General features: G+C 64.9%; 10 protein-coding genes. 5 read left to right on the forward strand and 5 right to left on the reverse strand.

Annotated elements, in window-relative coordinates; all coding sequences use genetic code 11:
* Positions 1 to 77: 77 nt before the first annotated feature.
* The 3 genes from K8I61_01880 to K8I61_01890 form a co-directional block, all read right to left on the reverse strand.
* Positions 78 to 2615 (reverse strand): beta-N-acetylglucosaminidase domain-containing protein, encoded by a 2538-nt coding sequence (locus tag K8I61_01880; protein ID MBZ0270757.1) that lies wholly within the window; start codon positions 2613 to 2615, stop codon positions 78 to 80.
* 381 nt (positions 2616 to 2996) lie between these two features.
* Entirely contained in the window at positions 2997 to 5252 is a 2256-nt protein-coding gene (locus K8I61_01885) for a PKD domain-containing protein (GenBank protein ID MBZ0270758.1), read from the reverse strand.
* A 16-nt stretch (positions 5253 to 5268) separates the two neighbouring features.
* Positions 5269 to 6279, reverse strand: a complete 1011-nt coding sequence (locus tag K8I61_01890; protein MBZ0270759.1) for an iron-containing alcohol dehydrogenase — start codon at positions 6277 to 6279, stop codon at positions 5269 to 5271.
* A gap of 159 nt (positions 6280 to 6438) precedes the next feature.
* Here K8I61_01890 and K8I61_01895 point away from each other — a divergent pair, with 159 nt between their 5' ends.
* Both K8I61_01895 and arsM read left to right on the forward strand, forming a co-directional pair.
* Positions 6439 to 6804, forward strand: a complete 366-nt coding sequence (locus tag K8I61_01895; GenBank protein ID MBZ0270760.1) for a metalloregulator ArsR/SmtB family transcription factor — start codon at positions 6439 to 6441, stop codon at positions 6802 to 6804.
* Complete coding sequence (gene arsM / locus K8I61_01900; GenBank protein ID MBZ0270761.1) at positions 6801 to 7640, forward strand: arsenite methyltransferase; 840 nt, start codon at positions 6801 to 6803, stop codon at positions 7638 to 7640. Before K8I61_01895 ends, arsM begins: the two co-directional genes overlap by 4 nt.
* Positions 7641 to 7691: 51 nt before the next feature.
* Here the strand turns inward: arsM and K8I61_01905 are convergent, their stop codons facing one another.
* On the reverse strand, positions 7692 to 7868 hold the full coding sequence (locus K8I61_01905; GenBank protein ID MBZ0270762.1) for a type II toxin-antitoxin system HicA family toxin: 177 nt from the start codon (positions 7866 to 7868) through the stop codon (positions 7692 to 7694).
* Positions 7868 to 8104: a type II toxin-antitoxin system HicB family antitoxin gene (locus K8I61_01910; GenBank protein MBZ0270763.1), complete on the reverse strand. Its 237-nt coding sequence runs from the start codon at positions 8102 to 8104 to the stop codon at positions 7868 to 7870. Before K8I61_01910 ends, K8I61_01905 begins: the two co-directional genes overlap by 1 nt.
* 242 nt (positions 8105 to 8346) lie before the next feature.
* Between K8I61_01910 and K8I61_01915 the strand changes: the two genes are divergently transcribed.
* The 3 genes from K8I61_01915 to K8I61_01925 form a co-directional block, all read left to right on the forward strand.
* Positions 8347 to 11190 (forward strand): 2-oxoglutarate dehydrogenase E1 component, encoded by a 2844-nt coding sequence (locus K8I61_01915; protein MBZ0270764.1) that lies wholly within the window; start codon positions 8347 to 8349, stop codon positions 11188 to 11190.
* A gap of 132 nt (positions 11191 to 11322) precedes the next feature.
* Entirely contained in the window at positions 11323 to 12516 is a 1194-nt protein-coding gene (locus K8I61_01920) for an ATP-binding protein (protein MBZ0270765.1), read from the forward strand.
* Positions 12517 to 12645: 129 nt separating this feature from the next.
* Positions 12646 to 13210, forward strand: a 565-nt coding sequence (locus tag K8I61_01925) for an E3 binding domain-containing protein (GenBank protein ID MBZ0270766.1), incomplete at its 3' end; no start/stop codon positions are given.

The following is a 13210-nucleotide window of genomic DNA, read 5'->3' on the forward strand; positions in this document are numbered from 1 at the left end:
GGGAGTTGGGGAGTTGGGAAGTTGGGAAGTTTTGGGAACCGCGTGCAACTTCCAAACTTCCGAACTTCCAGACTTTTTCAGCAGCCGCAGCCGCCATCGCTTTCGTCGTCTTCGTTCTCGTCGCCCGCATCGCCGGTCACGTCCGTCGGGCCATCGGTGTCGTCGTCATCCCCGGGCGCGAGCCCGTCGTCGTCATCGCCGAAGCTTTGCGTTTCGACGGTGATGAAAAGATCGCGCCACGCCCAGCCCTCGTCGGAGGTGGCGACGGCGATCGCCTGATAGACGCCCGGGTGCGTAGGCGTCCACGTCGCGCGACGGCCCGAAAGTTCAACGCCCGGCAATCCGTGGATCGAAAGGCGCGCGTTGGGCTGCGTTTCGTAGACCCACGCCTGGCTTGCGCGCCCGCGTGACGGTCCGGGTAGCGCGGGTTTGGTAAAATGCGTAAACGGGGCGTCGTAGCACTTTACGCGGTCGCGGAACGCATGCGCGAAAAATGGACTCGCCTGATAGCGAAGGAAGATCGCGTCACGTAAAAGCGTGTCGGCGCGTTCGAGCGCGTCCGCGTCGCCGGTGCCGGAGATAAGCGCGCCCAGGTGCTGCATCAATTCCAACAGTGCGCGGCCTTCCGAGCGCGGGCGAAGCATGGGATACCACAGGTCGTCAACGAGTTCGGCGTCGAGACCGCCGTGGTGCATCGCATCCGGAATCGACGCCATGTCCGCGGCGACCCGGAGCAATTCGGCGCCGCGCGAAAAAACCGCGTCGCGGTCGCCGGTCGCCCAGGCGCTTTCGAAAAACGGAACCGCCGTTTCCATGTCCAGGTTCAACGGGAAGGCGGTGCCCGGATTGCCGATGTCGTTGCTGCCAAACGAATACCGGACGGCGTGGGCGAGCGTCTGGACATCGCCGGGACGATCGGCCAAGCCGGCGACATTCGTGTCGAGCGCGCCGAAGGGGTCGTAGTTCCAGGGGTCCGCGACGTACGCGCCGTAGGTGCCCGCGATGATGCGGTCCGCGGCACCCAGGAACATGAGATTGCCGAGGAATCCGGAGACGTCGCCCAGCATGTCGCCCGCCCGGAACGCGAGCGGCGCCATCAACAAGCGGCCGGTAAACCCGTCGCCGCCGTCGTTGGCGAACTGATTGTCCCAGAAGATCGGCGGCCGGCCGTAAAAGGAGCGCGCCGTCTCGAAATCGTTCCCGGTGAGCACGTGGCCGTCGGTCGGCGCGCCCCAGAAAAGGTGGATCGCCTGATCGACCTTGCCCATGGCCTTGGCGTACTCGACGCCGCCGGGCCAATCCGTCATGTGTTCGGGACGTTTGGCCAGAGGATTGACGACGATCTCGACCGGCTCGCCGGCGAGCATCTCGAGTTCGGCCTTCACGAATTCGGCGAGATCGGCATGCTTACGGCCGAGTTTGCGGTCCACCGGTTCGTCGATGTCGTTTTCGATGTCGTCGAACATGACCATGAAGCCGCGGTAACCCGCATCGACAAACGGGGCGAGCTTGGCGATGAGCGTGGCGCGCTCGCCCGGGTCATCCACGATCATGTCGCGGCCGGGCGCGATGCCGTAGAAAACCTCGACGCCGACAAGGCGCCCGAGGTCCAACAGCTCCTGGAACGCGGCCATTTCCACGTCGGTGTACGTCTCTCGCCAGCGATCGCGATGTTTGGGCTCGTCCTTCGGCGCATACAGATACCAACCGAGACCGGCGCGGGCGAGGGTCAGGATCATGCGCCGGCGCTCGATCGGCGACCACGGCGTGCCGTAGAAGCCCTCGATCGCGCCGAATCCCGCGCGCGTCGGCTCAGCCCGGCCGGGCGCGCGTGTACGCAACGCGTCGCCCCGCTGCCCGTTCGGCGCAACCGGCACGGCGACGACGTCCCAGCCGGACTCCTCGGGACGCGGCGCGATCCACGGCCCGGCACCCAGCCGCCGATCGACGAAATGTTCCGCGCCGGGATCGGCGACACCGGGCGGCACGAAAAAAATCTCCACGAACGCGGGATCGCCATTGGGCGCCTGCCAATCGAGCGCCATCTCGCCCGTACCGCGGTCCGCGGCGATCAGGTTCACGATCGGGCGCGGCGTGCGTTCGTCGGCGGCGAAAATCGACAGCTCTCGCAGCGCGGCGCGTCCGGGCTTCACGAGCGTGAGTTCGACGCACCCGCCGTTCGTCGGCGCGGAAAAGACGAACGTGTCCAGGCCCGCGGGCCAGAGCGCCTCACGCACGACCGGGCCGTGACACCAGGCGAGCACGCGCAGCACGGTATCGCCCTTGGGCCGCCGCGCCCAATCGGCGGTGATCGACGTGATGCCAAGGGGCGTGCGCGGAAAGGCGGGCAACAGGTCGGCGGTGAGTGTGCCGCCCTCGGCGTGAACCTTCCACGAGGTGCGTTCGATGCCGTCGCGAACGGTGTAAGCCGCGTCATCGGTTTCGCGCGGCCACAAGCCGACGAATTTTTCGCGGGTGCCGGTCGCGGTGACGCGCGCGTACGGAGCGAGGTCGATCGGCGCGGCGAGCGCGGCGCGCAAGTCAACCGAGACGACCGTGAACAAGGCAGCGACGACGATGAACGCCAATTGCCCGGGACGTACCCTTGCAACCATGCCGACCCTCCACCAAACGCACCGCGCCAAAATATTGCGCGTAATTCAGAAACAACTTTTCATTATAAGGATTGCATGGCGTTTGGCCATAGGTCGAGGAGCGAGGGGGCGCGACGCCAGGGCCGCAAACGAAGTCGCCCCGCTCAGAGCGGGGCGACGAAGTGCGCGGTCGGCTGCTCATCGGCACAATTGAAGATAACACGGCAATGCCGGGGCGGGATCGACCGCGCACTTCGCCGCGCCACCGTCGCGGCTTCGTTTGCGGCCCCGACACGACGGGCGCGGATCTGACGCGACGGAAAACGCGCGGCGTAACGGCGCGAAGCCACCCGCTCCCTGACGGTCGCGGCTCTGACGCGCCGGCTGCGATGAATCGCGCGCTTACGGCTCCCAAACAATCGCGATCGCCTGGGCGACCGCCAGCGCCGGCAGGGTAATGCGCCATTCGGTTTCGGAGACGCGCGTCGCGGCGAGCTCCGTGAAGGCGTTGCCGTTCAGGAGACGGAACTCGAGCGGCTCGAATCCCGCCGGCGGCGTAAACGCGATCTCCACGTTCGCCTTCTCGTGCCATGTCCACGGCCCGACGAGGTTCAGGTCGTAGTCCAGGTTCGTCACGAACAACACCGCGCCTGCGGCGGCAAGGGTGACGGATACGTCGATCGTGTCGTCCGCGCTTGCCGCGAACGCGCCGGGCTCGGTCATCTCGCCTTCGAGAAGCACCAGCTTTATCTGATCGAGCTCGCGACGAAGGCGGAGCATTTCGTCCTCGCCCTGCCCGCCGCATTGCTCCGAGACTTCGTCCCGGAAGATGAACCAGAGGATGCCCTTCGTGCCGGCGGAAATAACCTGATACCACTGCGCGCGGATCTCCTCGTCCGACGTGCATCGGATGAAGACGTCGTCGTCGAGATTCGTGTTCCACATGGTCTGCGTCCAGTTCCACGCGGGATTCGGTTCCGCCGCGTATTTGATCTGCTCGGCGTACGCGCCCGCGATCTCGATCCGGTCCCAGAAACCCGGCGGCAGGTTGATGTTGCACTTTGGCGCGAACACGCAGTAGTGGTCCATGCCTCCCAGGTCCGCGAGCGGCGCGAATGCGGGGAACTCGTAGGAGCAGGCGTTGTAAACCCACAGCGGCTTGTCCGCCGGCCAGATCTCGCGATGAAGCTGCACGTCGGGCAGTTCGTCGATCGCTTCGCCGCCGATGTCGGCCTCGCCGCTGACCGCGTTCGTCAGAATGCGCGGGTTGTCGCCGTGGTCCGCGACGAAATCGAGATACGTTTGATCACCCGACACATCGCCGCGATGCGTGAAGAGGTAGAAATCCCAGGCCTCGGCGCGCGGCAGCACGTCGTCGGGATCGTGAGCGTTCGGGTTCCAGATGAACATGTCGATGCCGACGTCAAGCTGTTGCTGCAACGCCTCGTCGTCGGTGAACACGTCGCCGGACGACCCGTTCCAGTTTCCGACCGGAAAGATCGGCTGGTGCAGGCGCAGCGAGCGCGTGACCGCGTGCGTCGCCGCCGCCGCGTCCGTGCCGCGCACGGTGAACGCCATCCTCTCGCCGAGCGGCGCGGTGTCGCAGCGAACGATGCGCACGATCGCGTGCGCGCCGGGGGCGATCGCGGCGTTTTCGACAACGGCGAAATGTGTGATGTCCTGGCCATTCAGATCAATGTCCGTCAACGTGATGACCTTGTCCGCGTCGTTGCGCACGTGGACGAGAATCTCCTTTCCGTCGACGCTCGCCGTGATGAGGCTGGGCGTTAACGACGGCGCGGGGATGGTCGCGGTCTTCGTCCAGATCGTCGTCGCGCCGTCCATCACCGCCAGCGTCACGGACTCGCCCGCGTTGAACGCCGGGTCGTAGCTGTGGCAACGCACGATGCCGACATCGCCCGCGTTCAGCGACGGCGGCGTCAGTTCGCACCAGCTCACCGGCGCGTCGCCGGGATGGCCGTTTAGGCCGTTGACGAGAATCGCGTCGGGCGTGGTGTTCTGCGGCGCGACGAAAAAGCCGTAGACGAGCCCGCCGTCGGTCGGCTTGTCGCCCGTTTCGATGATCGCCGGATCGAAGCGGTTCGGGGAAAAATCGATTGCGTCGATCGCGGGCGTCACAACCGGAAAATCGCCGGCGCCGACGACGCACGTCGATTCGTCCGACAGGCCGCTCTCGTTCGTCGCGGTCAGCGTCACGCGATACGCCCCGGCGGCATCAAAGGCGTGCGTCGTCGATGCGCCGCTTGCCGATCCGCCGTCGCCGAAGTCCCAGGCGAATGTCAGCGTCTCGCCATTCGGGTCGGTGGAGGCGGACGCATCGAAGTTCACGTCCTCGTCGATCGCAACGCACGCCGCGTCGCAATCCGCGACGGCCAGCGGCTCGTTTTCGAAATCGTCGTCGCCGGTGTCGTCGTCATCCGCGTCGTCATCGTCGACGTCGTCGTCATCCGCGTTGTCGTCATCGGGCGAGGTGTCGTCATCGCCCGTGTCGTCGTCGGCGGCGGTATCGTCATCCGCAACGTCGTCGTCCACGTCATTATCGCCATCGTCGTCGTCGTCACCGCACGAGCAAGCCGCGCCGGAGAGGGCGACAAGAATCAGGAGCACGGGCATAAAAAAGACGCGAAGTCTGAGCATCCCAGAAACTCCGGTGTCAGATCCGTTTTTCGAGACCGTCCAATAACTCATCCGCGTCCTGGCTGTCGAGCGGGCGCGCGTGGAAGACGCCCCACGGAAGCTGCGTTTCCTGGCGGACGTATTCGGAGACGACCGAAAGCGAAAGGCGCATCGCGGCGCGGTCCACGCCGATCGCCTCGGGCCGAAATTCGACACCCGCCTGCTTGAGAAAGCGCAGCACGTCATCGATCGGCTGCCCCTGGTGGAGCGACGTCAGCAGAACGCAGTACGAAATCAATTCGCCGTGGATGTAGTGCTTGCGCGTGATCGCCTCCAGGCCGTAGGCGAGATAATGCTCCGATCCCTCCTCGGGGCGGCTGTTTCCGAACCGTTCGCAAAGGCGCACCTCGGCGACAAACGAATCGGAAAGCAGGCGCAGGCCGTCCTCGCTCACCTCGCGGATGTCGTCGGCCGCGGCCATCAGGCGCTCGAGAATCGCCGCGGACTTGACGGCGATCGCCTCGTCGTACGTCTCGCCTTTTTCGTCGCGCGCGAATTGCCAATCCCACAAGGCGGTGCGTATGGAGAGAATGTCTCCGACGCCCGCGCGGTTCAGGCGCTTTGGCGCCGTTTGCAACAGGTCGAAATCGACAAGCAGCGCCTCCGGAAAAACCTCGCCCACGTACCGCACGCGGTGCTGCACGCGCACTCCGATGGATTTCGTATACGCCGCGTCGACCGACAGGATGCCCGGCACGAGAACGAGTCGCCCGCCGCGCCGGTGGGCGTACATCTTCGCCGCGTCGATGGCGCTGCCTCCGCCGATGCCGAACACCGCGCCGGCCTCGGGCAGCGCGTCGATATCCGCGACGATCCGCGCCTCCTCCATCGAGTCGGGCACGTGGACGGCAAGCGGCTCCTTATGGAATTCACGCCTCGCGTGCTCCCACGCCTCGGGCGCGACGAACGCGACCGCGCGATCGAAAAGGTCCTTATCAAGCGCCGCGATCAATCCGCGGCCGTAGGTTGGCGTCGCCGGTTCGGACATGATTACCTCCGTGAATAACCTGCGCCCGGCGAAGTCCGGCGGGTTGGGAATGGCAAGGTATCCGCCGAACTACTCGCGGGCAAGTACGCGAAGAGGGCACGGGCACGGGCGCGAAAAATACATTTGCATTATTGCGCAAATGTGCTAAGAATGGCGCCCATGAAAGCCCGACGCGACTACGAAAGCATTTGCGAGACCCTCTTCCGGCGGTTCAAGCCCGCGTTTTTCAAGGCGCTGTGCGACCCGAACCGGCTGGCGATCGTCGCCCGGCTGGCGTGTGCGAGCGGGCCGATGACCGTTTCCGAGGTCGGCGGATGTTGCGGCGTGCATATCTCGGGCGTATCCCGTCATCTCGCGATGTTGCGCGACGCAGGCATCGTGAGCGCGGAGAAAAACGGGCGCGAGGTTTCTTATCGGCTCAATCCGGGCTTGCTGGCCGGCGCGTTGCGCGCGGCGGCGGACGCGATCGAAAACAGCGTCGAGCCCGCAAAACCCCAACCACCGAAAATGGAGAAGAAGCGATGACCCAGACCGACGTTCGAGAGCAGGTTTCCCGCGCCTATGCCGAGGCGCTGAAAAAATCGAAGGCGGGCACGGGTGGATGCTGCGGCCCGGCCGCGGCGGCGTGCGGCACGAGCGTCGCTCCGGCCGGCGCCGGCGTGGCCGGATACGGCGACGACGCCAAATCGAAACATTCCGACGCGGCGGCCAGCTCGTTCGGCTGCGGCAATCCGCTGGCGTTCGCGGGCGTCGTCGAGGGACAAACCGTGCTCGACCTCGGAAGCGGCGCGGGGCTCGATCTGCTGATCGCCGCGGAGAAGGTCGGCCCGACCGGGCGCGTCATCGGCGTGGACATGACCGACAACATGATCCAGGCGGCGCGCGAGAACGCGGCGAAAGCCGGATACGCGAACGTGGAGATCCGCAAGGGCTTCATCGAGGAGTTGCCCGTCGAGGACGCGAGCGTGGATTGGGTGATCTCCAACTGCGTCATCAATCTTTCGCCCGACAAGCCGACGGTGTTCCGCGAGATCGCCCGTGTGATGCGCCCAGGCGCGCGCTTTTCCGTGTCCGACATCGTTGCGGACGATCTGCCGGAGGCGATCCGCGAGCATGCGGCGGCGTATTCAGCGTGCGTCGCGGGGGCGATCTCCGAGGGTGACTATGCCAAGGGGCTTCGCGACGCGGGCCTGGCCGACGTTGAAATCACCGAGCGGCACGTCTACGACGAGTCGCAGCTTCGCGCGCTCGTGGCCAGCGACCTGGAAAATTTCGGCATCGATGCGGCGACGTTCGATACGGCGCTCGGCCTGGTGGCGGGCAAGGTCGCGAGCGTGAAGGTGATCGGGCGGAAGGGGTGATGACTTCCGGCGAGTAAATTCCTCTTGCGTGAACCCGGCGTCTTTCAGAATTCACAACGCCAGACCACGCCCGACGTCGCAATCGGTATGGACCGGGACGGTGACCGATACCCCGTTGATCTCGTGACGAAGCGTCAGGTGGCTACCGGTTTGTCGGTCCTCGACGAATCCGCGGGCTTTTAAAAACCGGACGAGTTCCCGCGATCGAACTTGCGGCATCCGTCCCATCAAGGAATGCCGATGGTCAATTCTTCAACATGAACAAGTCGTTCTTCGTCTGGAATCACATCCCCGTGCTCGACCATCGACGCGACATGCTGCCGGATCGCTTCGCGGATGTTGCGTTTGGCTTCCTCGATGGTCTTGCCGTTGCTGAAACAGCCGGGCAACGTGGGGCTATAGGCGAAATAGCCCTCGTCGTCGGGTTCTTTTTCGATAGCGATCTGAAAGGAAAGAAACCTCATGGCGCACGCCTCCTTTCGGGATTCCTTTGTAGCACCGACGCGATTTGGGCGCGAGACGAATTATCGCCGGCGCGGCCACCGAGTCGCCCGCCTTCCGCGGGAGCGCTGTCCGGTGCTCGCAGTCGTTGACGAAACCGCGCGCCTTTCGTAAGACGCGCACTCGACGCGCCGCCCGGCGCGTCGTTTAATTGGGAGGCGCGATTTTCGTTCGCGCCCGACCGATCCGTAAACGGGAGTCTTCCATGAGCGGTTCGCACCGCGATCCGAATTTCGAAAATCTTGCCTACGCCGAGCGGATGTACGAGGCGTTCCGCCGTGATCCCTCCGCCGTTCCCGCGAGCTGGCGCTCCGTCTTCGAGGCGGGCGACATGGGCAACGGGCCCGCGGCGGCGCCGGCCTCGCCCCCCAGCATTTTTCACAGCGGCCGGCCGCGCGACCTGATCGTCGCGCGCGAGGTCATTCGTCCGGTCCCCTCGTTCGTGAAACAGATGGGCGTGCTGCGCCTGATCGACTGGTATCGCATGCACGGGCATCACGAGGCGCGGCTCGATCCGCTTGAGCTCGACACGCGGCCGGAGTTCAAGGAGCCGCCGATCACCGCATTCGGCCTCGATAACGCCGACCTTGACGCCGAGTTCTGGATCGGCGATTTCGGCCCGCAATCCGTGATGACGCTGCGCCGGCTTCGCGACCGCCTTCGCCAGGTGTATTGCGGCACGGTGGGCGTGGAATACACGCACATCCTGAACGAGGAGCAGGCCGACTGGCTGCGACGCGCGGTGGAGACCGAAAGCTACCTCGCCTTCATCGACGGCCTGGTCGAGCGGCATGCGGCCGAGAAGATCATCCGCGCGGAGGCGTTCGAGCAGTTCCTGCATCGCAAGTTCGTCGGCACCAAGCGCTTCTCGCTCGAGGGCGCGGAGGCCGTCGTGCCGGCGCTCGACGCGATGATCGAGTTCGCCGCGGAGCGCGGGGTGGAGACGTTCATCCTCGGCATGGCGCACCGCGGGCGAATCAACGTGCTGGCGAACATCCTGAACAAGCCCCCGGAGATGATCTTCAACGAGTTTGAGGACATTCTCGATCACCGCCTGGCCTACGGATCGGGCGACGTGAAATACCACCTGGGCTACAACAACGAATACACGACGCGCGCCGGCAAGAACGTGTGGCTGACCCTGACGCCGAACCCCAGCCACCTGGAGGCCGTGAACCCCGTGGTGGAAGGCCGCGTGCGCGCGCGGCAGGACGACCTGGGGGGGCCGGCGGCCCGCGACGCGGTGCTGCCGTTTCTGATCCACGGCGACGCGGCCTTTTCCGGCCAGGGCCTCGTCACCGAGACGCTGAACCTGGGCCTTCTGCCCGGATACCGCACCGGCGGCACCGTGCACCTGATCATCAACAACCAGCTCGGGTTCACCACCGCGCCGATCCACGCGCGCAGCACGCTGTATTGCTCCGACGTCGCCAAGATGCTGCAAGTGCCCGTCTTTCACGTGAACGGCGACGACGTTCGCGGCCTGATCGGCGTGCTGTGCACGGCGTTCGAATTCCGCCGCCGGTTCGGCCTGGACGCGGTGGTCGATATGTGGTGCTTCCGGCGCTACGGCCACAACGAAACGGACGAGCCCGCCTTCACGCAGCCGAAGATGTACGGCCGCATCGACAAGCACCCCGGCACGCGCACGATCTACGTGAAGTCGCTCGTCGATCGGAGGCTCGGCACGTCCGAGGAATTCGACGGCATGCGGGAAGCCTACGGCCGGGAGCTCGAGCACGCCTACGAGCGCAGCGCGTCGCCGGGATGGCAAAAGACGCCCTACTCCACCCTGCAAGGCAAGTGGCGCGGCATCCGCCCCGCGTCGCCGGACGACATCGGTTGCCGCTACGAAACCGGGGCGGGACGCGAGGCGATCGACCGCGTGACGCGCGCGCTGTCTGAGGTGCCCGAACGCATCAAGATCCATCGCAAGCTCAAGCGGCTTCTCGAGACGCGGCGTCGGATGGGCGCCGGCGAGGAGCCGATGGACTGGGCGATGGGCGAGTTGCTCGCGTTCGGCACGCTGGCGCACGAGGGCTATTCCGTGCGCGTGTCCGGGCAGGATTCGCGGCGCGGCACGTTCAGTCAGCGGCACGCGATCTTTGTCGATGGCGAGACCGAGGAGGAATACGCGCCACTGCAACACGTCTCCGAGACGCAGGCGCCTGTCTGGATCTGGGATAGCATGCTCTCCGAGGCGGCGGTGCTGGGGTTCGAATATGGCTTTTCGCTTGAAACGCCGGACGGACTCGTGTGCTGGGAGGCGCAATTCGGCGATTTCGTGAACGGCGCGCAGGTGATCATCGACCAGTTCATTGCGTCCGCGGAGGCCAAGTGGAAGCGCCATTCCGGAATCGTGCTTCTGCTTCCGCACGGCTACGACGGCCAGGGGCCGGAACATTCGTCGGCGCGGCTCGAGCGCTTTTTGCAGCTATGCGCGGAAAGCAACATCCAGGTCGCGTATCCGACGACGCCCGCGCAACACTTCCACCTGCTGCGCCGCCAGTTGCATCGCCCGTTCCGCAAACCGCTTGTCGTCATGACGCCCAAGAGCCTGCTTCGCCACAAGATGGCGACAAGCCGCGCGGACGAGTGCGTCGAGGGTTGTTTTCAAGAGCTTTTGCCCGACCCGCGCATGAACAAGCTCGAAAGCGCGGACCGCATCGTGTTTTGCACCGGCAAGTTTTATTACGACCTCGCGCGCGCCCGCGACGATCGTGACATCAGGAATGTGGCGCTCGTGCGCCTCGAGCAGCTCTACCCGTTTCCCGACGACCAGGTGCGTAAACTCATCGTCAGCCACCCGAAGGCGGAAATCGTCTGGGCGCAGGAGGAACCGGCGAACGCCGGCGCGTTGCAGCACTTCCTGACGCACGTCGGCGACGGCTTCACCGACCGCCGTGCGATCGTACGCGTCTCGCGTCCGGCGTCGGCGGCGCCGGCGACGGGCCACGCGAAACGCCACCTCGACGAGCAGCGCCAGATCGTCGATGAGGCGCTGGCGGGCACGCCGGCAAGCGGTCGCAAGGCGAAAGCGGCAGGATAAGGCGCGTGCGAGCGTCGCCGTCGGCGTTCGTTTTCGAACAGAATTTCGGTGAAAATTCGCGCCCTTAACGCGCAGACGTGCAAATCGGAACTTTGACTTGCGATTTGCACGCCCCGGCGGCATCATGGCGCCATGATCGTTCGGGACATCGCGGAAGAGTTGCGACAGTCGGCCGCGGAGTATCCGGTCGTTACGATTCTTGGGCCGCGCCAGTCCGGCAAGACGACCCTCGCCCGAATGACGTTTCCGAAAAAGCGCTATTATTCTCTCGAGGATCCCGACGTCCGTATGGCGGCCGAAGCCGATCCGCGCGGATTCCTTGGGCAGATGGACGAGGGCGGCATCCTGGACGAGGTGCAACGCGTTCCCGCCCTGCTGTCCTACCTCCAGGGTATCGTCGACCGCTCCAAAAAGCGCGGGCGATTCGTTCTGACCGGCAGCCATCAACCGGGGCTGCACGAGGCCATCAGCCAGTCTCTCGCGGGCCGAACGGCCATGTTGACGTTATGGCCATTTTCGCTGCGGGAGCTACGACATTATGATCCGGCGTCCGATCCGTTCGATTTGATTCATCGCGGATTTTTCCCGCGGCTGCACGAAGAGAAATTGGAACCGCGCCGGTTTTTCAACGGCTACTTGCAAACCTATGTCGAGCGGGACGTGCGCGCCATGATCCAGTTGCGCGATCTTTCGCAATTTCAGAAGTTCCTCACCCTGCTCGCCGGTCGGATCGGGCAGGTGGTCAACCTGGCCTCGCTCGGCAACGACGTCGGCGTATCCGGCGCGACGATCCGAAACTGGCTTTCCGTTCTTCTGGCGTCGTATGTGGTCTTTGAGTTGCCGCCCTACTTTGCAAACGTTCAGAAACGCGTGATCAAGTCGCCGAAGATTTACTTTACCGAAGTTGGTCTCGCCGCGTTTTTGCTTGGCATTCACACATCGGAACAGGCGTCGCGCGACCCCTTGCGCGGAAATCTGTACGAGAATCTCGTCATCGCGGACATCGTGAAAAGCGCGCTGAACAAGGGAATCCGGCCGGAGGTCTATTTCTTCCGCGACTCCCGCGGCAACGAGGTCGATCTCATCGTCAGAGAAAATCGCCGGCTGACACCGGTGGAGATCAAATCGGCCGCCACTTTTTCAAGGGATTTCGTCAAGGGGCTTGATTGGTTCGGAGCCCTTGGCGTCAAGCGCGCCCGATCCGGCGTGGTCCTTTACAACGGTGAGCCGTCGTTCGATATCCAAAGCGTTCGTGTGTTCAACCCGCTGATGGTCGATGACATCTGGGAAACGCTGACGGCGTCGTCCGAAATCGGAACGCACTGATTTGCGGGCCGGACCGCCTGGCGTCGTTTCGCGGCGCTTGATTTTCGGGGCGTCGTGCCTACACTTTGCGCGCGCGGCGGGGCCGGCAGGCGGCGCGCGCATTCCCCTCTCCGGAGCACCTCTTAACTCATGGCTGTCGAAATCAAGATCCCGAGCGTCGGTGAATCCGTCGCCGAAGGCGAAATCGCCGAATGGCTGAAGGCCGAGGGCGACGCGGTCGAACAGGACGAGCCGCTTGTCGTCATCGAGACGGACAAGATCACGATCGACCTGCCCGCGCCGGCGTCCGGCACGCTGTCTCGCATCACGAAAAAGGCCGGCAGCGTGGTGCAGGTCGGTGACGTGATTGGCTACATCGAGGAAGCGGGCGAAGCGCCAAAGAAGGACAGGAAGGAAAAGGCAGAGCCGGAAAAGGCCGCCGCGAAGGCCGCGGAAAAGCCCGCGGCGAAGAAGGCCGAGGAAAAACCCGCGCCAAAAAGGGAGCCCGAGCCGGACGAGGCCGAAGGCGGCGAGGAGCCCGCGCTCTCGCCGGCGGTACGCCGCCTGGTCGAGGAATCCGGCGTCGATCCCGCGCGCGTCGAGGGCAGCGGCAAGGGCGGCCGCATCCTGAAATCGGACGTCGAGGAATACATCGAATCGCGCGGCGAAACGGCCGAGACCGAAAAGCCGGCGCCGAAGGCGACGCCCGCGGACG

It is taken from the genome of bacterium (assembly GCA_019912885.1).
In the GTDB taxonomy this organism is placed as follows: domain Bacteria; phylum Lernaellota; class Lernaellaia; order JACKCT01; family JACKCT01; genus JAIOHV01.